General features: G+C 64.8%; 22 protein-coding genes. 10 read left to right on the top strand and 12 right to left on the bottom strand.

Annotated features, from left to right (window positions below):
- Window positions 1-9: 9 nt before the first annotated feature.
- Both BLT75_RS05750 and BLT75_RS05755 read right to left on the bottom strand, forming a co-directional pair.
- Window positions 10-1191: an aminotransferase class I/II-fold pyridoxal phosphate-dependent enzyme gene (locus BLT75_RS05750; RefSeq protein WP_093028621.1), complete on the bottom strand. Its 1182-nt coding sequence runs from the start codon at window positions 1189-1191 to the stop codon at window positions 10-12.
- 106 nt (window positions 1192-1297) lie between these two features.
- Window positions 1298-2626 (bottom strand): amidase, encoded by a 1329-nt coding sequence (locus BLT75_RS05755; protein ID WP_093029071.1) that lies wholly within the window; start codon window positions 2624-2626, stop codon window positions 1298-1300.
- Between the two features lie 49 nt (window positions 2627-2675).
- Between BLT75_RS05755 and BLT75_RS05760 the strand changes: the two genes are divergently transcribed.
- Complete coding sequence (locus BLT75_RS05760) at window positions 2676-3938, top strand: FAD-dependent monooxygenase (protein WP_245706377.1); 1263 nt, start codon at window positions 2676-2678, stop codon at window positions 3936-3938.
- A gap of 20 nt (window positions 3939-3958) precedes the next feature.
- Here the strand turns inward: BLT75_RS05760 and BLT75_RS05765 are convergent, their stop codons facing one another.
- From BLT75_RS05765 to BLT75_RS05785, 5 genes are all read right to left on the bottom strand, one after another.
- The gene (locus BLT75_RS05765; RefSeq protein ID WP_093028625.1) at window positions 3959-4147 is read right to left on the bottom strand and encodes a Trm112 family protein; all 189 of its coding nucleotides are present in this window, start codon (window positions 4145-4147) and stop codon (window positions 3959-3961) included.
- Complete coding sequence (locus tag BLT75_RS05770; protein WP_093028627.1) at window positions 4144-4788, bottom strand: LON peptidase substrate-binding domain-containing protein; 645 nt, start codon at window positions 4786-4788, stop codon at window positions 4144-4146. Before BLT75_RS05770 ends, BLT75_RS05765 begins: the two co-directional genes overlap by 4 nt.
- Window positions 4789-4815: 27 nt before the next feature.
- Window positions 4816-5733, bottom strand: coding sequence for a thioredoxin (trxA, locus tag BLT75_RS05775; protein ID WP_093028629.1), 918 nt, complete (start codon window positions 5731-5733; stop codon window positions 4816-4818).
- A 96-nt stretch (window positions 5734-5829) separates the two neighbouring features.
- Window positions 5830-6618, bottom strand: coding sequence for an exodeoxyribonuclease III (locus tag BLT75_RS05780; RefSeq protein WP_093028631.1), 789 nt, complete (start codon window positions 6616-6618; stop codon window positions 5830-5832).
- Window positions 6619-6817: 199 nt separating this feature from the next.
- A complete protein-coding gene (locus tag BLT75_RS05785; protein ID WP_093028634.1) occupies window positions 6818-7504 on the bottom strand; it encodes a response regulator transcription factor in 687 nt (228 codons plus the stop codon).
- Window positions 7505-7669: 165 nt separating this feature from the next.
- Between BLT75_RS05785 and ribA the strand changes: the two genes are divergently transcribed.
- Window positions 7670-8761: a GTP cyclohydrolase II gene (gene ribA, locus BLT75_RS05790; protein ID WP_093028636.1), complete on the top strand. Its 1092-nt coding sequence runs from the start codon at window positions 7670-7672 to the stop codon at window positions 8759-8761.
- Window positions 8758-9258 (top strand): L,D-transpeptidase family protein, encoded by a 501-nt coding sequence (locus BLT75_RS05795; RefSeq protein WP_176827853.1) that lies wholly within the window; start codon window positions 8758-8760, stop codon window positions 9256-9258. The genes ribA and BLT75_RS05795 overlap by 4 nt, the downstream gene beginning before the upstream one ends.
- Here the strand turns inward: BLT75_RS05795 and BLT75_RS05800 are convergent.
- Together BLT75_RS05800 and BLT75_RS05805 are read right to left on the bottom strand one after the other, a co-directional pair.
- Entirely contained in the window at window positions 9242-9901 is a 660-nt protein-coding gene (locus BLT75_RS05800) for a YggS family pyridoxal phosphate-dependent enzyme (RefSeq protein WP_093028640.1), read from the bottom strand. The genes BLT75_RS05795 and BLT75_RS05800 overlap by 17 nt on opposite strands.
- 106 nt (window positions 9902-10007) lie before the next feature.
- The gene (locus BLT75_RS05805; RefSeq protein ID WP_245706379.1) at window positions 10008-11015 is read right to left on the bottom strand and encodes a porin; all 1008 of its coding nucleotides are present in this window, start codon (window positions 11013-11015) and stop codon (window positions 10008-10010) included.
- 297 nt (window positions 11016-11312) lie between these two features.
- Here BLT75_RS05805 and BLT75_RS05810 point away from each other — a divergent pair, with 297 nt between their 5' ends.
- The 5 genes from BLT75_RS05810 to BLT75_RS05830 all read left to right on the top strand — a co-directional run bounded on the left by BLT75_RS05810 (window position 11313) and on the right by BLT75_RS05830 (window position 16612).
- A complete protein-coding gene (locus tag BLT75_RS05810) occupies window positions 11313-11819 on the top strand; it encodes a DUF3576 domain-containing protein (protein ID WP_093028644.1) in 507 nt (168 codons plus the stop codon).
- A gap of 76 nt (window positions 11820-11895) precedes the next feature.
- Window positions 11896-14436, top strand: a complete 2541-nt coding sequence (leuS, locus tag BLT75_RS05815; RefSeq protein WP_093028646.1) for a leucine--tRNA ligase — start codon at window positions 11896-11898, stop codon at window positions 14434-14436.
- Window positions 14423-14914: an LPS assembly lipoprotein LptE gene (lptE, locus tag BLT75_RS05820; protein ID WP_093028648.1), complete on the top strand. Its 492-nt coding sequence runs from the start codon at window positions 14423-14425 to the stop codon at window positions 14912-14914. The genes leuS and lptE overlap by 14 nt, the downstream gene beginning before the upstream one ends.
- Entirely contained in the window at window positions 14911-15939 is a 1029-nt protein-coding gene (gene holA / locus BLT75_RS05825) for a DNA polymerase III subunit delta (protein WP_093028650.1), read from the top strand. Before lptE ends, holA begins: the two co-directional genes overlap by 4 nt.
- Window positions 15940-16018: 79 nt before the next feature.
- Entirely contained in the window at window positions 16019-16612 is a 594-nt protein-coding gene (locus BLT75_RS05830; RefSeq protein ID WP_093028652.1) for a glutathione S-transferase family protein, read from the top strand.
- On the opposite strand, the gene BLT75_RS05835 is transcribed toward BLT75_RS05830, so the two are convergent.
- Entirely contained in the window at window positions 16582-17781 is a 1200-nt protein-coding gene (locus BLT75_RS05835) for a TIGR03862 family flavoprotein (protein WP_093028654.1), read from the bottom strand. The two genes, BLT75_RS05830 and BLT75_RS05835, sit on opposite strands and share 31 nt — an antisense overlap.
- 96 nt (window positions 17782-17877) lie before the next feature.
- Here BLT75_RS05835 and BLT75_RS05840 point away from each other — a divergent pair, with 96 nt between their 5' ends.
- A complete protein-coding gene (locus BLT75_RS05840) occupies window positions 17878-18186 on the top strand; it encodes an HNH endonuclease (RefSeq protein ID WP_093028656.1) in 309 nt (102 codons plus the stop codon).
- Window positions 18187-18206: 20 nt separating this feature from the next.
- Here BLT75_RS05840 and BLT75_RS05845 read toward each other — a convergent pair whose 3' ends face one another.
- Both BLT75_RS05845 and BLT75_RS05850 read right to left on the bottom strand, forming a co-directional pair.
- Entirely contained in the window at window positions 18207-18815 is a 609-nt protein-coding gene (locus BLT75_RS05845; protein WP_093028658.1) for an enoyl-CoA hydratase/isomerase family protein, read from the bottom strand.
- On the bottom strand, window positions 18812-19564 hold the full coding sequence (locus BLT75_RS05850; RefSeq protein WP_093028660.1) for an SDR family oxidoreductase: 753 nt from the start codon (window positions 19562-19564) through the stop codon (window positions 18812-18814). Before BLT75_RS05850 ends, BLT75_RS05845 begins: the two co-directional genes overlap by 4 nt.
- A 126-nt stretch (window positions 19565-19690) precedes the next feature.
- Here BLT75_RS05850 and BLT75_RS05855 point away from each other — a divergent pair, with 126 nt between their 5' ends.
- Window positions 19691-21217: a DUF2125 domain-containing protein gene (locus BLT75_RS05855; RefSeq protein ID WP_093028662.1), complete on the top strand. Its 1527-nt coding sequence runs from the start codon at window positions 19691-19693 to the stop codon at window positions 21215-21217.
- Window positions 21218-21229: the final 12 nt, after the last annotated feature.

Raw genomic sequence — 21229 nt, forward strand, 5'->3', positions numbered from 1 at the left:
CCTCGTACCTCAGCCATAGATGCAGTCGCGCAGCCTGATCAGCCCGCGCTGCAATTCTTCTCTTGGGGCCACCAGCGCGACCCTGATGTAATTCTCGCCCGGGTTCTGCCCCGGTTTACCCTGTGCCAGATAGGCGCCGGGCAGGACCCGGACGCCGGTGTCGCGCCAGACCTTCAGCGCGGCGGCCTCGCCATCGTCGACCGGCAGCCAGAGGAAGAAGCCCGCTTCCGGCGGCATGTAGCCCTGAACACCTGCAAAGACCTGGTCGGCCACGGCATATTTCGCCTGGTAGAGCGCACGGTTTTCCTCGACATGCGTCTCGTCGGCCCAGACCCGCGCGGCGGCGGCCTGAAGCGGGCCGGGCAGCGGCGCGCCGGAATAGTTGCGCAACTGCTTGACGTGCTTGAGCGTTTCCGGCCCGCCCGCGATCAGACCCGAGCGCAACCCCGCCAGGTTCGACCGTTTCGACAACGAGTTGAACAGCACCACCCGTTCGGGATGCGCGCCCATGTCCCGCGCCACGGTCAGCGCGCCGGTGGGCGCGGCGTCGCGGTAGATCTCGGAATAGCATTCATCGGCGAAGATGCGGAAATCGTATTGTTCGGCCAGGCCGATCAGCTCGGCCCAGTAGTCGCGGCTGGCCACGGCCCCCTGCGGGTTGGCGGGCGAACAGATATAGGCCACGGCGGTGCGGTTCAGCACCTCGGGCGGCAGGCTGGCGTAATCGGGCAGATGACCGGTGGCGGCGGTGGCGGGCACGAAATGCGGCTCGGCCCCGACCGAGATCGCGGCGACCATATAGACCTGATAGAACGGGTTGGGGCACAGGACGATGGGCCGCTGGCCGTTTTTCTGCTCGGGACACAGCGCCATGGCGGCATTGTACAGCCCCTCGCGCGTGCCGTTCAGCGCCATCACGTTCTGCTCGGGGTCGAGCGTCACGCCATAGCGCCGCGCGATCCAGTCGCAGATCGCCCCGCGCAGGGCGTGCGAGCCTTCGTTCGGCGGATAGCTTTGGAACAGATGTGCGTTTTCGACGATGACATCCGTCACCCAGGCCGGGAAATCGTGCTTGGGTTCGCCGATGGTCATGTGCACGACTTCGCCGCCCGGCGCATGATGGTCGAGCAACGCACGAAGGCGCGGGAATGCATAGGCCGGTAGGTTCGAAAACCGATCGGGGAAATTCATCTGGTCTGCCTCGTCTCGGGATCATGGCGCCCCGTTCGAGACCAAATTACAGACGAACCCTGCTTGCGTCCAGACAAAGCGTTGCCATGGCAGGGAATTGTGGCATTCAGGCCAAGGCGCTTTCGGCGGCGGCGCCGACGCGCAGCAACGCCTCTTCGCAATCCGGGCGCCCCATCAGCATCAGGCCGCATCCCGGTGTGCCGGTGGGCAGGCTGAGCGCGCAGAGCCCCATCATGTTGCCGATCCGCGTGTTGCGCATGGCCAGAAGGTTCTCGCTGACGTAATAGTCATGGTCCTGCAACAGCCGGTCACGGTCGGAGGGCAGGATCGGCGCGGTGGGGGCCAGCACGGCGTCATAGCCCGCTGTGGCCATATCCCAGACCGCCCGGCATGCATCGAGCTTGGCCCAGGCCGCGACATAGTCCGGTGCCGAGTAATTCTGCCCGTGCCGGAACCGTTCGAGAATCTGGTCGAACATCGCGCCTGGGTTGGACTCGATCACGTCGCGCCAGAGGCCATAAGCCTCTGCCGTATAAAGATTGGCGGAATGGCTCATCGCTTCGACCAGTTCCGGGATTTTCAACGACACGATCTCGGCCCCGGCTTCGGCAAGCCGGCGCAGCGCGGTGTCGAAGGCTTCGGCAGGCTCTGTGCGCAAATCGTCAAGCGCCAGGGTTTCGAGCACGGCAAACCGCTTGCCGGCAAGGGTGGCCCCCCGCAGGTCGATGGGTTTGCCGCCTTCCAGAAGCGCCAGCACCTGGGCGGCATCCTCGACCGAGCGCGCCAGCGGACCGATGGTGTCGAATTTCAGCAACAGAGGCACGACGCCTTCGAGGCTGAGCCGGCCCGAGGTGGTCTTGAGCCCGACCAGATCGTTCCAGGCGGCAGGCAGGCGCACCGAACCGCCGGTATCCGAGCCGATGCCGCAGGCGGCAAGGTTGAAGGCGACCGAGGCGGCAGCCCCCGAGGAGGACCCGCCCGGAGCCCATTTCGGGTCGTGCACGTTCGGCGAGGTGGCGGTGACCGGGTTGAGGCCAAGGCCCGAGAAGGCCAGTTCGCTCATATGCGTCTTGCCCAGGCAGACGGAGCCTGCGGCGGTGGCGTTGCGCAGAACCAGCGCGTCGGTTTCGGGCACGCGGCCCTTGAGCAGGGCCGAGCCTGCCTCGGTCCCGGTTCCGGCGGTGTCGAACAGGTCTTTCCAGCTGATCGGCACACCGTCGAGCAGCGATCGGCGGAGCCCCTGCCGGGCCCGTTGCGCGGCGGCAAGCGCCTCGGCCCGGGCGCGGGTCTCGGTGACTCGGGCATAGATCGCGTCGCGATGCGGATGGGCGGCGATGGCGTCGAGATAGCAGTCGGTCAGCTCGACCGGGTCGATCTGCCCCGCGCCGATGCCGCGCCCCAGATCGCTTGCCGTCATCTTCAGCCAGTCGCCCATGTCATCCTCCTGCTGCGAGTCGCAGGCGACGGTAGCGACAGGACTGCACATGGACAATCCCGTAACGAGGCGCATATTGCGCGGCATGGAACAGAGATCCGACATTCTGATCGTGGGCGGCGGGCTGAACGGCCCGGCCCTGGCGCTGGCGCTGGCCGGGAACGGCCATACGGTAACCATCGTCGACGCGCTGCCCGAACCGGTGCGCGCCGATGCCGGGTTCGACGGGCGCGGCTATGCGCTGGCGCTGGCCTCGCAACGGCTGCTGGCGGCCATCGGCGTGTGGGAGCGTGTTGCGGACCACGCTCAGCCGATGCTGGAGATCAAGGTGACCGACGGCCATGCGGGCGAAGGGCCGTCGCCGTTCTTCCTGCATTTCGACCATGCCGAGATCGAGGAAGGCCCGATGGGCTACATGGTCGAGGACCGTTACCTGCGGCGTGCGCTGCTGGAGGCGATGGACGCAACACCGGGCATCACCCAGTTGAACGGGGTGGCGGTTGTGGCGCAGGCGGTGGATGCGACCGGCGTGACAGTGACGCTGAGCGACGGTTCGACCCGGCGGGCGGCGCTGCTGGTAGGCTGTGACGGGCGCAAGAGCGGCACCGCCGCGCGCGCGGGCATCAAACGCACCGGATGGGACTACGGCCAGACCGCGCTGGTCTGCGCCATCGCGCATGAGCTGCCGCATCACGGCATCGCGCATCAGTTCTTCATGCCGCCGGGGCCGCTGGCGATCCTGCCGCTTCCGGGCAACCGCAGTTCCATCGTCTGGAGCGAGCGGAGCGAGGCGGCGGAACGCATCAACGCGCTGCCCGAGGCGGAATACCTGGAAATCCTGCGCCCGCGCTTTGGCGATTTCCTGGGCGAGATCCGGCTGGAAGGGGCGCGCTTCACCTATCCGTTGAACCTGACCATCGCCAATGCCTTTGTCGCCGAGCGGCTGGCGCTGGTGGGCGATGCCGCGCACGGGATGCACCCGATCGCGGGCCAGGGGCTGAACGCCGGGCTGCGCGACGTGGGCGCGCTGGCCGAGGTGCTGACCCTGGCGCGGCGGCGGGGCGAGGATATCGGGTCAATCCAGGTTCTGGAGCGCTATCAGCAGTGGCGGCGGTTCGACACGGCGACGCTGGCTTTGGCGACCGATGCGTTCAACCGTCTGTTTTCCAACGACAACCCGATCCTGCGGGCGGGGCGCGACCTGGGCATGGGGCTGATCGGCAAGCTGCCCGGCCTGCGGCGGGGTTTCGTGCGCGAGGCGGCGGGGCTGACCGGCGATCTGCCGAAGTTGTTGCAGGGCCGCCCGATATGAGACGCCGTCAACGCAGCCGGTCAGTCATCCAGCCGCCGCGCCTCGTCCACCAGCATCACCGGGATGCCGTTGCGGATCGGAAAGGCGAGATGGGCGGATCTGGAAAGCAGTTCCTGCGCCTTGGCATCGTATTCCAGCCTGCCGTGAGTCACCGGGCAGACCAGCGCTTCGAGCATGCGGCGGTCAAAGGCTGTGTTGGGGTCGGTCATTGCAGCGTATCCTCGTCCGGGCCGCCACGCAGGGCGAATTCGATCAGGGTGACCAGCGTTTCGCGCCGGGTCTTTAGACAGGGTGCCTCGAGCAAGGCTTGTTTGTCCTCGGGTGTGAAATCGAGCAGCATCGACAGCGAGTTGACCAGCAATTCGTCATCGGCCTGGCACAGCGTTTCCCAGTCTGTCGCCAGATCGCGCGCTTTCAAATATCGCTTGAGCAGTTGCAGGAACCGGTCGCGTTCAAAGCGGTTATCGGCCTCACACTGGCGTGCGAGATCGCGCTCGAACCCTTTCCAGCAGACATTGCAGCGGCGATAGGGGGTGAAACCATCGACCTCGGACTTGACACGGAAACGGGAAATACCGGTCAGGGTGATCATGTATCGCCCGTCCTCGGTTTCCGAGAACTGGGTCACGCGACCGGCACAGCCGATCTGGTGCAGCTTGCCATCGTCGCCGCGGGAGGGGTTCGGCTGCACCATGCCGATCAGACGTTGCGGTGTCTTCAACGCATCGCTCAGCATCTGGAGATAGCGCGGTTCGAAGATATGCAGAGGTAACCGCGACCGGGGCAGCAACAGCGCCCCGGGCAGCGGAAAGACAGCCAATGTTTCGGGCAGGTCAGCAGATTGCATCATGAACCCGATTGTAGTCCGGTTCGGCGATTAGGCAAATATCAGAGAGCTGAGTTTGCGACGCCCGTTCAGTACGATCGGGTCGTTCGGCTTGAGCGCGTCGAAGATGGTGAACAACTGGGTCTTGGCCGCGCCGTCATTCCATTCGCGGTCGCGGCGGAACAGTTCAAGCAGTTCGGCAACCGCCTGTTCGGTCTGACCGGTGGCATGCAGCGCCTTGGCCAGATCGAATCGGGCCTGATGGTTCGCCGGGTCGGCCTCGACCGCGGCAGCCAGTTCGGCGACCGGGCCCGCATTTGCGGCCTGACGGGCAAGTTCCAGCTGGGCATGAGCGGCTTCAAGCTCGGGCCTGGTCGAAATCTCGGCAGGGGCACCGTTCAGGATCGCCTCGGCATGGTCCAGATCGCCGATCGCGATATGGGCACGGACCAGGCCGCCATAGGCGGCCGCGTGGTTGGGCTCTTCGCCGAGGATGGCGGCGAAGGTTTCGGCGGCATCGGCGGCCGCGCCCTGCTCCAGCATCTCTTCGGCGGCGGCAACCGCCTCGTCCAGCGCAGCACCCGGCGCCTCGCCGCCGGCGGCGGCAATCACACGGTCGATGAACCCCTTGATCTCGGACGCGGGCAGCGCGCCCTGAAACCCGTCGACCGGCTGGCCCTGATAAAAGGCATAGACGGTCGGAATCGACTGAATGCGCATCTGCGTGGCGATCATCTGGTTTTCGTCGACATTGATCTTGACCATGCGCACCGCGCCCTTGGCAGCGGTCACGGCGGACTCGAGCGCGGGACCGAGCGTCTTGCAGGGGCCGCACCAGGGCGCCCAGAAATCGACGATCACCGGAACCGTCTGGCTGGCCTCGACCACATCGGCCATGAATGTGGCTTCGCTCGTGTCCTTGATCAGATCGCCTGCGGGGACTGCGCCCGCGCCGTTCAGAAGTTCCATGGTATCTTTTCTCCGGTTCGGATTTGGCCCTTATATGCGCCTGGCGCGCGGGGAAACCAAGACCTCAGTTCGGCCGAAAGGTGGTATTCGGCCCTGTTACAGATCGAAACTGGCAAAGACCGGGGCGTGGTCGCTGGGTTGGTCCCAGCCGCGGGCGTCGCGCAGGATGCGGCTGGAATGGCCGGCGTTCGAGATATCGGGCGTGGCCCAGACATGGTCCAGCCGGCGGCCCTTGTCGGCGGCGCTCCAGTCCTTGGCCCGGTAGGACCACCAGGAGTACAAGAGCCCCTGGGGGATGTCCTGGCGGGTGATGTCGATCCATTTGCCCGACTCCATCACCTGGCCCAGATGATCGACCTCGACGGGCGTGTGCGACACGATCTTGAGGAGCTGCTTGTGGTTCCAGACGTCATCCTCGCGCGGGGCGATGTTGAGATCGCCCACCAGGATGGATTTCTCGGGGCTGTTGGTGTGGAACCAGTCGCGCATCTCGGTCAGGTAATCGAGTTTCTGGCCGAATTTCTCGTTCACCGCGCGGTCGGGCACATCGCCACCTGCGGGGACATAGAAATTGTGGATGGTGACCCCGTTTTCCAGTCGGGCGGCGACGTGGCGGGCATGGCCGAGGGTGGCGAAATCCTCGCGCCCGACCTCTTCGATCGGCAAACGCGACAGGATGGCGACGCCATTGTAGCCCTTTTGCCCATGCGCCACGACATGGGTATAGCCCAGTGCGGCAAAGCTATCGACCGGCATCTTGTCGACGGGCGACTTGATCTCTTGCAGGCAGAGAATGTCGGGCCCTTCCTCGGCCAGGAGCTTGCACACGATGGGTTCGCGCAGGCGGACCGAGTTGATGTTCCAGGTGGCAAGGGTAAAGGACATGGCGCGTCTCGCTTTCATCGGGTCCGGCGAAACCTATCGCCTTGACCGGCGATGTCCATGCCCCGGCCAAAAAAAGGCCGGGCGCCAGGCCCGGCCAGTCCAACAGGGAGGTTCATGTCATTGCCCGGACATGAACGGGTTAAATATCAAGCTAAAGATAACATTGAGGTGTTTCTTTGACCTGAATCAAATTCTACCATCAGGCGACCAACCTGTAACCACCTGATTCCGTCACCAGAAGGCGCGCATTCGACGGATCGGGTTCGATCTTTTGCCGCAGGCGGTAGATATGGGTTTCCAGCGTATGGGTGGTAACGCCGGCATTGTAGCCCCAGACCTCGTGCAGCAGTACGTCGCGCGGGACGACGCCGTCACTGGAGCGGTAGAGAAACTTGAGGATATTGGTTTCCTTCTCGGTCAGGCGGATCTTGCGGTCGTCCTCGGTGATCAGCATCTTCATCGCCGGCTTGAACGTGTAGGGCCCAAGCTGGAAAACCGCGTCCTCGGACTGTTCGTGCTGGCGCAACTGGGCGCGGATACGGGCAAGCAGGACGGGAAACTTGAACGGCTTGGTCACGTAGTCATTGGCCCCTGCATCAAGCCCCAGGATAGTGTCCGCATCGCCGTCATGGCCGGTAAGCATGATGATCGGGCTCTTGATCCCCTGCTTGCGCATCCGGCGGCAGAGTTCACGCCCGTCAGTATCGGGCAAGCCCACGTCGAGGATGATGAGGTCATAGATCGCCTCTTTCACCCGGTCGGTGGCGGCCTGGCCTGTTTCGGCTTCGAACACGTCGAAGTCCTCGGTCATCACCAGCTGCTCACTCAGCGCCTCGCGCAGATCGTCGTCGTCATCCACCAGCAGGATCTTCTTGAGCTGCGCCATCGCTGCTTCCTCCTCATCTCGTTTCCAACCAGTTGAGCGCGCCACACGCAATCGGCAAGAATTACTGCAATTCTCTCACGCCCTCGTGTTTTTCGTCAGCTATATGTTTCACATTTCGAGCTTCAGGCACTAGGTACGTTCTGTAGACGCCACTGGACAAGACGCATGAGCCTGATCCCCGACATTTCCGAGCTTCTGGCGCGGGCACGCGCCGACCTGCGCATGGGTTTGCCCGTGGTGCTGACGGGCGAGGAGGGCGAAAGCGTGCTGGCGGTCGCGGCGGAAACATTGTCGCCCGCGCGGCTGGCCGATCTGCGCGTTCTTGGCACGCCGGTGATCGCGGTCACCGGGCGGCGTGCCGAAACGCTGAAGGCGCGTGCCTATGACGGCGATCTGGCGCGTATCCTGATCCCGGATTTCGCCGATCTGAGCTGGCTGCAGGCGGTGGCCGACCCGTCGGACGACCTGGACCGACCGATGAAAGGGCCCTTGACGACAGAGCGGCAGGGCAGCGCGGCGCTGCACCGGCTTGCGATCGCGCTGACAAAATCCGCCCGGCTCTTGCCCGCGTCAGTGGTGGTTGCGGTGACGGACGGGCGCGGCCTGGCCGCCACGCATGGGTTGACCTGCATCGACCACGCCCGCGCGGCGCCGCATCTGGGCGAGCGCAGCCCGCTGCGCGAAGTGGCCGCCGCGCGCCTGCCGATGGAAGTGTCCGAGGCCGGGCGTCTGCACGTATTCCGCCCCGAGGACGGCGGCGAAGAACACTATGCGGTGGAAATCGGCCGCCCAGACCGGGACAAACCGGTGCTGGCGCGGCTGCATTCTGCCTGTTTCACCGGCGACCTGATGGGCAGCCTGAAATGCGATTGCGGCCCGCAGCTGCGCGGGGCGCTGGCACAGATGGGCGAGGAAGGTTCGGGCGTGTTGCTCTACCTGAACCAGGAGGGGCGCGGCATCGGGCTGGCCAACAAGATGCGGGCCTATTTCCTGCAAGATCAGGGGTTCGACACGGTCGAGGCAAATCACCGTCTGGGGTTCGAGGATGACGAGCGGGATTTCCGGCTGGGTTCGGATATCCTGAAATCGCTGGGGTTCAAGGCGGTGCGCCTGCTGACCAACAACCCCGCCAAGATCGCGATGATGGAGCGCACCGGTATCGCCGTGACCGAGCGGGTGCCGCTGAAAGTGGGCCAGACCGCGCATAACCGTGGATACCTGGCGACCAAGGCCGCGAAATCGGGGCATATGCTGTGACACCTGCCGATATGGTGCTGACGCCGCGCGGGGTGCGGTTTCTTGGCCGGTATTTCCCTTGCTCCATCGGCAAGGGCGGCATCCGGGCTGACAAGCGCGAGGGCGACGGGGCGACGCCGGTGGGTGCGCATCGGATTGTCGGCCTGCTCTATCGCGCGGATCGGATCGCGCGGCCTGCGGATTGGGCGCGGCCCATCGGGCCGGGTGACCTGTGGTCCGACGACATGGGCGATGCGGCCTATAACCAGCTTGTGCGCACGCCCTATCCACACAGCCACGAGAGGTTGCGGCGTGCCGATCCGCTCTATGATCTGGTGCTGGTGACGGACTGGAACCGGCCCGATGCGGAGCCGGGGCGCGGGTCTGCGATATTCATCCACCAGTGGCGGCGGCCGGGATATCCGACCGAAGGCTGCATCGCCTTTTCCCGAACCGACCTGCGCTGGATCGCACAGCGGATCGCGCCGGGGGCGCGAATGATCATTCCGCCGCGGTAGTTCTTTCCCCGAAGATGGCCGAACCAACCCGGACATGGGTGGCGCCCAGCGCAATGGCGCTTTCGAAATCTCCGCTCATCCCCATGCTGAGACCGGACAGCCCGTTGCGCGCGGCGATCTTGGCAAGAAGCGCGAAATGCAGTGCGGGTTCTTCCTCGACCGGGGGGATGCACATGAGCCCGCGCACCGGCAGATCGAGCGTGCGGCACTCGGCGATGAAACCGTCCGCCTCTGTGGGCATGATCCCGGCCTTCTGTTCCTCTTCGCCGGTGTTGACCTGAATGAACAGGTCCGGGCAATGGCCCAGCTCTTGCGCAAGCCGCGCCAGTGTATTGGCCAGCTTGGGCCGATCGACCGAATGGATGGCATCGACCAGTTCCATCGCCTGCCGTGCCTTGTTGGTCTGCAAGGGTCCGATCAGGTGCAGTTCGACGCCGCTGTAGCGCTCCTTGAACGCGGGCCATTTTCCGGCCGCCTCCTGCACGCGGTTCTCGCCAAAGATGCGGTGCCCCTCTTGCAACACCGCTTCGACGCGGTCGTTGGGCTGCACCTTGGACACGGCGATCAGCCTGACCGACCCCTGCGGACGGTCCGCGGCCTGTTCGGCCTTTGCGATACGGTTCTTGATCTCTTGCAGCGACATGGCATCCCCCGGTCTGGCTTGCCGCAGGAAAACACCATGTCGGCGCAAAAGAAAAGGGCAGGTCCGAAGACCTGCCCCCATTCGATACCGTCAAGCGGTGTACAGCTTAGAAGCTGAAGTACACACCGGCCTGGAAGGTGTCGTTGTCGTTCGACGCACGACGGTAGCCTGCTTCGAAGGAAGCGCCGCCGCCCAGGTCGTACGAGTAGTGGATACCGTAGGAACCACCTTCTTGCTGGTTCGAACCGGCGACTGCGTCGCGGTTGTCGTTACGGCCGGCGAGAACGTCGCCTGCGTCAACTGCGTCTTCGTCGGTGTAGAAGACCAGCAGGTTCGAAGCCGAACCGATGTCCATGTTGCCATAGATGCCGAACTTCGAGATGCCGTCGTTGTCAGCATATGCGACGCGTGCGCCGAACTGACCGCCGTCCCATGCGACCGAAACCAGGGTCTTGTCTTCCCACATGATGTCGGACGACTGGTTGGCAGCTGCGATGGTCCAGTCACCGAAGGTGTAGGCCAGCATCACGCCAAAGCGGTCAACAGCAACAGCGCCGTTACGGGTCGAGTACGAGATGTGGCCGGTGAAGCCGCCGGTCGAGTACAGCGCTTCGATGCCGTTCACGCCAAAGCCAGCCGACGAGTATGCATCCCAGTTGAAGTATTCGCCGTTCACGTTGCCGACGTTCGAGACAAAGCCAGCGCCGTCGATGCCGATACCTGCGGTACGGGTTTCGAGGTACAGGCCGGGCATGTTTTCAACTGCGCCGATGATGTTGCCGACGTTCACGCGGAAGCCCTGGTACGACACACCGAAGCGCGCGCCGTTGAAGGCTGCGCCCGACGGGTTCGAGCCTTGGTTGACGTTGTCACGGCTTTCGGACTGAGCACGGAAGCGAGCGTCGAACGCAACACCCGAGTCGGTTTCTGCCGACATGTCGAACTGCAGACGCAGACGGCTGGTGATGGTGGTCTTGGACACACCGTTCACTGCGCGGTCGTTGGCGTCGTTGTAGTCCAGACCGAAACGGCCGTAGCCGCTGATACGAACGTCTGCGGCTGCGACGCTTGCGGTAGCGATCAGCGCAGTCGTTGCGAAGAGAACTTTTTTCATCGTGTTTCCCTCGGTTTTCATTCATACGCCCAAACCAGTGAATCCGGCGTGGGTATGGACAGGGGTTTCGCTCTTTCACCCCCTTTTTGGCAAGCCTTGCCGGGCAACGGGCGACAAAGTCGTCACGGATGGTGCAGCTTTGCCACAGTCCCGCTCTCCGAGCCGCCAAATCCCTCCCTGCTTCGGGGGATTATGCAGGTTTCCCGCACGCGCACATGCGTTCACGTTTATAGAGGCTTGCCCCTAGGGGGCGGCTTGGGTAGGACATTCAGCACGAGAAAGCTGCGGGATTGTCCGATGACGTTGCAAAATACGCTCAAAGCCACCCTTGTACTAGCCTTGTGCCTGGGTGTGGCCGCCTGCGGCAGCCAGCGGGGCGGTGTCCGTGTCGCCGATGCCCCGCCAGCGGATGATTCCTATATCGCCAACAACCGCGAAAGCGCGCCTACGAATTACGAAAAATCCTCGATTTGGGATGTGTTCGGCCCCTCGAAGGCTGAGCAGACCGTACAGGTGAACCGGTATCTCTGGGCCGCCTCGCTGGATGTTTTGAGCTTTCTGCCGGTGCAGTCGGTCGACCCGTTCACCGGCGTGATCGTGACCGGCTACGGTACACCGCCGGGCGGCGGCCGCTCTTACCGTGCAACCGTCCATATCAAGGATCCGGCGCTGGAAGCGCGGTCGCTGAAGGTATCGCTTCAGAGCAGCGGCGGCGCGGCTGTCAGCGCTTCGACCGCGCGTGCGGTGGAAGACGCGATTCTGTCGCGGGCGCGGCAACTGCGGATCGCTGACAACAAACTCTAGAACCCAGCCGCAATTCGATCTATCACCACGCCGGGTTCACGCCCGGCGTTTGCATTCATCAAGGACCAGACCTGCCATGTCGCGCTATTCCGCCACCGAAATCGAAGCCAGATGGCAAGAGGCCTGGGACAAGGCCGGTATCTTCCGTGCCAGCCGGCAGGCAGACCGGCCCAAGTATTACGTGCTCGAGATGTTCCCCTACCCCTCGGGGCGCATCCACATGGGCCATGTGCGCAACTACACGATGGGCGACGTGATCGCGCGCTACAAGATCGCCACCGGCCATAACGTGCTGCACCCGATGGGCTGGGACGCTTTCGGGATGCCCGCCGAGAACGCCGCAATGGCGAGCGGCGGCCACCCCAAGGACTGGACCTATCAGAACATCGCCGACATGCGCGCGCAGATGAAGCCGCTGGGCCTCAGCATCGACTGGAGCCGCGAATTCGCCACCTGCGACCCGGAATACTATGGCCAGCAGCAGGCGCTGTTCCTCGACATGCTGGACGCGGGGCTGGTCTATCGCAAGAACGCGGTGGTGAACTGGGATCCGGTCGACATGACCGTTCTGGCCAATGAGCAGGTCGAGAACGGCCGCGGCTGGCGCTCGGGCGCGCTGGTGGAACGGCGCGAGCTGACCCAGTGGTTCTTCAAGATCTCGTCGATGTCCGAGGAACTGCTGTCGGCGCTCGACACGCTGGAGAACTGGCCCGCCAAGGTGCGGTTGATGCAGGAGAACTGGATCGGCAAGAGCCGGGGCCTGCAATTCTCCTTCGAGCGCACCGACGGCGGCGCACCGATCACCGTCTACACCACCCGGCCCGACACGCTGATGGGCGCGTCCTTTGTCGGCATCTCGCCGGACCATCCGATCGCCAAGCAGCTGGAGGCCGAGAACCCCGAAGTGGCGGCCGAGGTTGCAAGGATGCGCGAGGGCGGCACCACCGAGGAAGCCATCGAGACCGCCGAGAAACGCGGCTATGACACCGGGATCCGCGTCAGGCATCCGCTTGATCCCAATTGGGAATTGCCGGTCTGGATCGCCAACTTCATCCTGATGGACTACGGCACCGGCGCAATCTTTGCCTGCCCGGCGCATGACCAGCGCGATCTGGATTTCTGCCGCAAGTACGACCTGCCGGTGATCGACACCTTCCTTGATCTCGACGATCCGAAACCGGTCGCGAACACGGCCTTCGTTCCGCCGAAGGAACAGAAGGTGCGCTGGGTGAACCATTTCGCCGGGCTGGACGTGGCCACCGGGCAAGAGGCGGTCGACGCCACGATTCGCTTTGCCGAAACGGCAGGCTGGGGCGAGGGCGTGACCAAGTACCGCCTGCGCGACTGGGGCCTGAGCCGCCAGCGTTACTGGGGCTGCCCGATTCCCGTGGTCCATTGCGACAGCTGCGGCGTGGTGCCCGAGAAGAAAGAGAACCTGCCCGTCCGCCTGCCCGACGATGTCAGCTTTGACCGGCCGGGCAACCCGCTGGACCGGCACCCGACCTGGCGCGACTGCGCCTGCCCGTCCTGTGGCAAACCCGCAAAGCGCGAAACCGACACGATGGACACATTCGTCGATTCGTCGTGGTATTTCGCGCGCTTCACCGCGCCGCGCGCCGAAACGCCCACGGTGATGGAGGATGCCGAGTACTGGATGAATGTCGACCAGTATATCGGCGGCATCGAACACGCGATCCTGCACCTGTTGTATTCGCGCTTTTTCGCGCGCGCGATGCATATCACCGGGCACCTGCCCGCCAAGAGCAAGGAGCCTTTCGACGCGCTCTTTACGCAAGGCATGGTGACGCACGAGATCTACCAGACCCGCGACGAGAACGGTCGCCCGGTGTATCACCTGCCCGAGGATGTCGAGAACGGCAAGCTCAAGGCCACCGGCGAGCCGGTCGAGATCATCCCCTCGGCCAAGATGTCGAAGTCGAAGAAGAACGTGGTCGACCCGGTGTCAATCATCTCGGCCTTCGGTGCCGATACCGCGCGCTGGTTCGTGCTGTCCGACAGCCCGCCCGAGCGTGACGTGGAATGGACCGCCGCCGGAGCGGAAGCTGCGCACAAGCACCTGAACCGGGTGTGGAACCTGAGCGACCGGATCGGCGCGATGCAGCCGGATGCATCTGGCGAAGGTGACGAGGACCTGCTGCGCGAGATGCACAAGTGCATCCGCGACGTGACCAATGGCGTCGAAAGCTTCGGCTTCAACGCGGCTATCGCGAAACTCTACGCCTTTACCAACACGCTGGCAAAATCCACGGCCGGGGCTGCGGCGCAGAAACAGGCGATCATGACCCTGGCGCAACTGATGTCGCCGATGACCCCGCACCTGGCCGAGGATATCTGGGCGCATCAGGGCGGCGAAGGTCTGGTTGCAACCGCGCCCTGGCCCAAGGCCGACCCGGCGATGCTGGTCGATGCCGCCGTGATCCTGCCGATCCAGATCAACGGCAAGCGTCGCGCGGAAATCAGCGTGCCGGTTGACATGGGCAAGGCCGAGGTTGAAAAACTGGCGCTGGCGACCGATGCTGTGCAAAAGGCGCTGAACGGCGCCGCGCCGAAGAAGGTGATCGTCGTGCCGGGCCGAATCGTCAATGTGGTGGTGTAACCGAAGATTCCTGCTGATGCTGCCGCTGGCGGTGGCCGCCTGCGGCTTTCAACCGGTCTATGGCCCCGGCGGGGCTGGCAATGCGCTCTATGGCAGGGTCGAGGTTTCGGCCCCCGACGATGTCGAAAGCTTCTGGCTGGTGCAGGATCTGGAACAGACACTGGGGCGGAGCGCGGCTGCGGGAACCGACTACAAGCTTGACGTCAAGGTAAGCACCGTCTCGCAGGGGCAGGCGATCACCGCCTCGAACGAGACCACGCGCTATGCCATCGTGGGCACCGCGACCTACAAGCTGAGCGACAAGGAAAGCGGTGCTGTCCTGGCCTCGGGCGAGGTCGAGAGTTTCACCGGCTATTCCGCGACCGGGTCGACGGTGGATACGCTGGCCGGGGAACGCGATGCGCGACGGCGCCTGATGGCGATCCTGTCCGACATGCTGACGACCAGGCTCTATTCCACGCTGGACCTGCCGGCATGAAACTGAGTTCGCGCGAGGCCGAAGGGTATTTCGCGAAGCCCGACGCGAGCCGGACCGGGCTGTTGATCTATGGCGGCGACGCGATGCGGGTCGCGCTGAAACGCCAGCAGGTGATCGCGGCGTTGCTGGGCCCCAATGGCGAGGAAGAGATGCGCCTGGCCCGAATGGCGGGTGGCGATCTGCGCAAGGATCCTGCGCAACTGATGGACGCGATAAAGGCGGTGGGGTTCTTTCCCGGCCCGCGCGTGGCCTTTGTCGAGGATTGCCCCGAGCTTTCCGCACCTGCGGTTCTGGCCGCGCTGGAAGATTGGGAGCCGGGCGATGCGCAGGTCGTGGTGACGGCCGGGCAGCTGAAGCCCACGTCGAAACTGCGAAAGGCGTTCGAGACCCATCCGAACGCCTATGCCGTCGGCGTCTACGACAACCCGCCGTCTCGGGCCGAAATCGAACGGATGCTGGCGCAGGCGGGTATCCGCGACGTGTCGCCCGAGCCGATGTCGTTGCTTGCCGATCTGGCCCGCGATCTGGGTCCGGGCGATTTTGCGCAGCTGCTGGAAAAGCTGGCGCTTTACAAGCTGAATGACAGCGCGCCGCTGGGGCTGGAGGATATCGCCGCCTGTGCGCCTCGCTCGACCGAGGCGGGGCTGGACGATCTGCTGAACGCCGTGGCCGAGGGCAAACTGGCCTCGGTCGACCCCTTGCTGAGGCGGTTGCAGTCGCAAGGGACCAACGCCACCGGACTGTGCATCGCCGCCGCGCGGCATTTTCGCACGCTCTATGCCTGTGCCACGGACCCGGGCGGGCCGGGACAGGGCATCAACCGGTTGCGCCCGCCGGTCTATGGCCAGCGCCGCGACCGCATTCTGGGGCAGGCCCAGGCCTGGGACGCGCGGCGGCTGGAAAACGCGCTGACGGTGCTGACCGATACCGACCTTGCCCTGCGTTCGGCCGGGCGATCGGCGCCGCAGATGCCGCTGGTGGAACGCGCGATGATCCGGCTGGCGATGCTGGCGCGCCCGCGCTGATGTGAACGCCTGTATTCTCGCCCTTGACGCGGACAGCGCGCGGGCCATTCTGCAGCACAATTGAAAACGGAGGTTCCGAATGTACAAGGTCTATGGCCGGGTCCGCAGCCGCGCGGCGCGGGTGTTGTGGTTGCTCGAAGAGATGGGCGTGCCCTACGAGCATGTCGATGTCGGCCCGCATGATCCCCAGGTGCTGGCCCTGAACGGCAGCGGCAAGGTGCCGGTTCTGGTCGATGGCGACCATGTGATTACCGACAGTTCGGCGATCATGACCTATCTTGCCGACAAGCATGGCGATTTCACCTATGCCGCCGGCACGGTCGAACGGGCGAAACAGGACGCGCTGTTCCATACCATACTTGACGAGATTGACGCGGTGCTGTGGGTCGCGGCCCGGCATGGGTTCATCCTGCCCGAGGACAAGCGGGTTCCGGCCATCGTGGACAGCACGAAATGGGAGTTCGAGCGTAACCTCGCACGGCTGGAAGAACGGCTGGAGGGCCCCTTCCTGCAAGGCGGGAAGATGACGATCGCCGATATCCTGCTGACCCATTGCCTGAACTGGGCGCATGGCGCGGGCTTTCCGGTCACATCGCGCAAGATCAAGGATTATGCCAAGGAAATGCGCGCACGTCCGGCGTTTCAGCGCATGGGCGCGCTGATGCCGGCCTGAGCCCATCTTGCCGCCGCGCGACCGGCCCAGCGGCCGGTCGCGAAACAGCCGGTCAGCAGGTAGCCGCCCGTCGGCGCCTCCCAGTCCAGCATTTCGCCGGCGCAGAAGACGCCCGGCAGAGCGCGGAGCATGAGGGTGTCGTCCAGCGCCCCGCGCGCCACGCCGCCCGCGGTCGAGATCGCCTCGTCCATCGGACGCGGGCCTGCATGGCGGACCGGCAGCGCCTTGAGCAGCGCGGCCAGGGCAGCCGGATCCTGCGGCAGGGGGCGGCCGAATTCCATCAGCAGCGCCGCCCGCGCGCCCGCCAGTTTCAGTGACTTGCGCAGATGGGCCGACTGGCTGGCCTTGCCGCGCGATTTCGCCAGCCTGCGGGTCAGTTCGGTCTCTGCAAGGTCGGGGAAAAGATCAACGGTCAACGCCACGCCGTCGCGCAGGGCGGCCGAAACTGAATAGATGCCACCGCCTTCGAGACCGCGCACGGAGATCACCGCCTCGCCCCGGCTGGACAGAGCGCCCGCATGCCAGGCGACGCTCTTGAGCGGCTGGCTCATGAACGGGGTCATGTGGTTCGACCAGTCGACCAGCACCCCGGCATTGGCTGGCTCGAACGGAGACAGGTCCACCCCGCGCGCTGCCAGCAGACCGGCCCATTGCCCGTCAGACCCCAGCCGCGCCCAGCTTGCCCCGCCGAGTGCCAGCACCGTGACGGCTGGTTCGATTCTCTGAATGCCAGAAGGCGTGTCGAACAGGAACGCGGCCCCGTCCCAGCCGGTCCAGCGCCAGCGGGTTCGGATCGCGACGCCCCGTCCGGCCAGTTCCGCCAGCCAGGCGCGCAAGAGCGGCGAGGCTTTCATGACCCTGGGAAACACCCGCCCGGTCGAGCCGGTGAACAGATCCTGCCCCAGATCGCGCGCCCAGTCCTGCACCGCCCCTGCATCGAAATCGGCCAGAATCGGGCGCAACCAGTCCGCCGCGCCACCGTAAGCGGTGATCAATTGTTCGAACGGTTCGTCCTTGGTCAGGTTCAGCCCGGACTTTCCCGCCATCAGGAACTTGCGCGCGACCGAGGGTTTCGCCTCGACCACGATCACCGGCAGACCGGCGCGGGCCAGCTCGCCCGCCGCCATCAACCCGGTGGGTCCGCCCCCGATGACCAGGGCCGGTGTCATCCTGCGCGTCTCCTCGCGGGTGGTGACGATATTCGCATGTTGCCTTTCCTGCCGTCCCTACTTGCGCCGGTCAAATGGTGGTGCATCCTCTTGCCCATGACAGAGATCGAAGACAAGAGCGCGCCCGTCTGCCCGCTGTGCGACCGTCCGATCCCGGATGGCGGCGGCAGCCTGCATCACCTGATCCCGCGGCTCAAGGGTGGCAAGGGCGGACCGACGGTCCTGCTGCACCAGATCTGCCACAAGGAGGTGCATGCAACCCTGACCGAGGCGGAACTGGCGCGCAGCTTTCACACGGTCGAGGCCCTGCGTACGCATCCCCGGCTGGAGAAATTCCTGGCTTGGGTGCGCAAGCGCCCGCCCGGTTTCCGATCAAAAGTTCCGGGCAATCGGCGGGGCCGCTGATCAGGCCGCCCCGGCAGGTTTCAAGGGCAGAGCCCGGCGATACCGGCCGCGACCACGGGATCGGCGGCAACCGAATCGGCCACCAGCGCGCGGGCGGTGTCCATCAGCGCGTCAGCAGGCACGATCCGGTCCACCAGACCGAAATCATACGCCTCCTGCGCGGTGATCTTCTGACCCGCCATCAGGATCAGCCGGGTCCGTGCCGGGCCGATGAGGGCAGCCATGCGCGCCGGATCAGAGGGTTGCGGCAGGAACCCGAGCTTCATCACCGGGTAGAAGAATTTCGCTTCGGGCACCGCGATCCGCAGGTCGCAGGCCAACGCCATGCCGTTGGCCCCACCCGCAAGCGTGCCGTTCAGCGCCGCGACCGTCAGGCAGGGCAGCGCCGCAATCGCGCCCGAGAGCCGCTCCCACAGGTCCGAAGTCGCCAGGCCAGCGCGCGCGGCGTCGAGATCGGCACCCGCGCTGAACACCTTGCCCCTTCCGGTCAGGATCAGCGCGCGCGCCTCGCCTGCGGCCTCGGCGATCTCGACCAGCCGCTCCAGCATGTCCGCGGTCAGCGAATTGGCCTTGTCGGGGCGGTTCAACGTGACGGTCCACAGGCCGCCGTCCTGCTCCAGCTCGATCATGTCAGGCCCGCCCGACGGCGAATGATCTCGTCCCGCAAGGAGATCTCGGTGCCCAGAAACTCATCCGCATCCGGGCTGCACATCCAGAGCAGCGCACGCGCGGGCCAGTCGGCGGGGATATGCGCCGACCAGTCGAGCTGGCTGACCGGGTTGATGCCCGAACTCTTGATCTCGCGCTGCATCTGGGTGGCGACGGTGCCCGGCGACAGGCCCATGGCGCGGATGCCATGGTGCGACTCTTCCAGATGGAGACAGGCCGTCAGCATCGCCGCGCCCGCCTTGGAGGCGCAATAATGACTCCAGGCCTCGACCGGGTTGTGCGCCGCGCCCGAGCTGACCGTCAGGATGCTGCCGCCGCCGGCCTTGCGCATGACCGGCAGCGCCGCGCGCATGCCGTGGTAGACACCCTTGAGGTTGATGTCGATCGCCTGGCCCCACCCTGCCGGGTCGGACGTGGCGAGATGCGAGATCGGCTCGATCACGCCGGCGTTGTTGATCAACACGTCGAGACCGCCGAACCGGGCGACTGTGGCATTGACGGCGCCGGCCATCTGTCCCGCATCGGCGACATCGCAAGCAAGTGGCATGGCCCGGTCGCCCAGTTCGCTGGCCAGCGTCGCCACCGCATCGCTGCTTCGGGCGAGCAGCACGACATTGGCGCCGGCCGCGGCAAAGATTCGCCCGGCCTCGGCCCCGATCCCGCGGCTTGCGCCGGTGATCAGAACGGTTTTTCCCTGCATGTCGGTCATTCAGATCTCCTTGAATCTCGATCAAGTCCTACTCCGGTATGCGAAAAGGGTCCAGTAGTAGCCCCTTGACGCCTGCCGCCCCGCAACCGACGATGGACGCGAAATTTGACCAGAGAGGTTCTTGGAATGTCTGTTTTCCTCCGCCGCACGTCAGGCGCCATCATTGCCTATGCCATCGCAAGCCAGTGCGCCTGGGCCGATCTGACCGCCGATCAGGTCTGGGCCGACTGGAAAGCCTATCTTGGCGGAATGGGGTACGAAATCACGGGCAACGAAAGCCGGTCGGGCGACACGCTCACGATCTCCGGCATGTCGATGGCCATGCAGATCCCCGAAGCGGAGGGCGCGTTGTCCGTGACACTGCCGGAAATGAGCCTGACGGATCAGGGTGACGGCACTGTGCGCATTGGCCTGCCCGAAGAATTTCCGATCGGCTTCATGGTAACGCCCGAAGGCGAAGGCACGGTCAAGGGCACGGTGAACTACCTCAACCGCAACATGTCGATGGTGGTTTCCGGCGCGCCCGAGGACATGACCTATACCTATTCGGCCGATCAGGTGACGGTGAGCCTTGCCGCGCTGGAAGCCGATGGCGAGCCGATGCCCGAAGGCGCGCTGGCCGCAGTGTTGGACATGACCGGCGTGGCGGGAACCTCGCAGATGAAGATCAGCGCGATGCGCGAGATGGTGCAGGGCTTTACCGCTGACGGGCTGAGTTATGCACTGTCCTTCGACGATCCCGAATCCGAGGACGCCGGCACGTTCAACGGCAGTCTCAGCGGAATTTCCTATGCCGGCAGCGGCACCATCCCGACCGATTTCGATGCCGACAATTTCTCGAACATGCTGGAATCGGGCTTCGCCTTTGACGGCACGCTCAGCTACACCGCCGGCAACGGGACGCTCAATGGCACCGGCGACGGTGAAACCGTTGCCTTCAGCTCGAAATCGCAGGGCGGCAAATTCCGCATCGCGATGGATGCCTCGCACGTGGTCTATGACCTGTCGAGCGAAGGGGCCGAGATTTCGTTGGTCACGCAGGAATTGCCGTTCCCGGTCGATCTGGCCATGGCGCGGTCGGGTTTCAAGCTGGATATCCCTGTACAGGCGGGCGATGCGCCACAGCCTTTTGCGTTCGGAATGAACCTGACCGATTTTACCATGTCCGACATGATCTGGGGCATGTTCGATCCTGCGGGCGGGCTGCCGCGCGACCCGGCGACCATCGCGCTTGACGTGTCGGGTACGGCCAGGGTGTTTGTCGACTTCCTTGACCCCACCGTCGCCGAGACACTGGAGGCGACAGGCGCTGCGCCGGGCGAATTGAACACGCTGAAGATCAACCAGTTGCTGGTGTCCCTGGTGGGCGCCAAGCTGTCCGGCACCGGTGAGTTCGAATTCGACAACGGCGATCTGGAAAGCTTTGACGGCATGCCAGCGCCCTCGGGTGTCGCCAATCTGACGCTGGTCGGTGCGAATGCCCTGATCGACAAGCTGACCGCCATGGGCTTCATATCCGAAGACGATGCGATGGGCGCGCGGATGATGATGGGCATGCTGGCGGTTCCGGGCGATGCGCCGGATACGTTGAACTCGACGATCGAGATCAACGAGCAGGGCCATATCATGGCCAACGGCCAGCGGATCAAGTGACCTGAACAGGTC

Source organism: Ruegeria marina, assembly GCF_900101475.1.
Lineage (GTDB): Bacteria > Pseudomonadota > Alphaproteobacteria > Rhodobacterales > Rhodobacteraceae > Ruegeria_B > Ruegeria_B marina.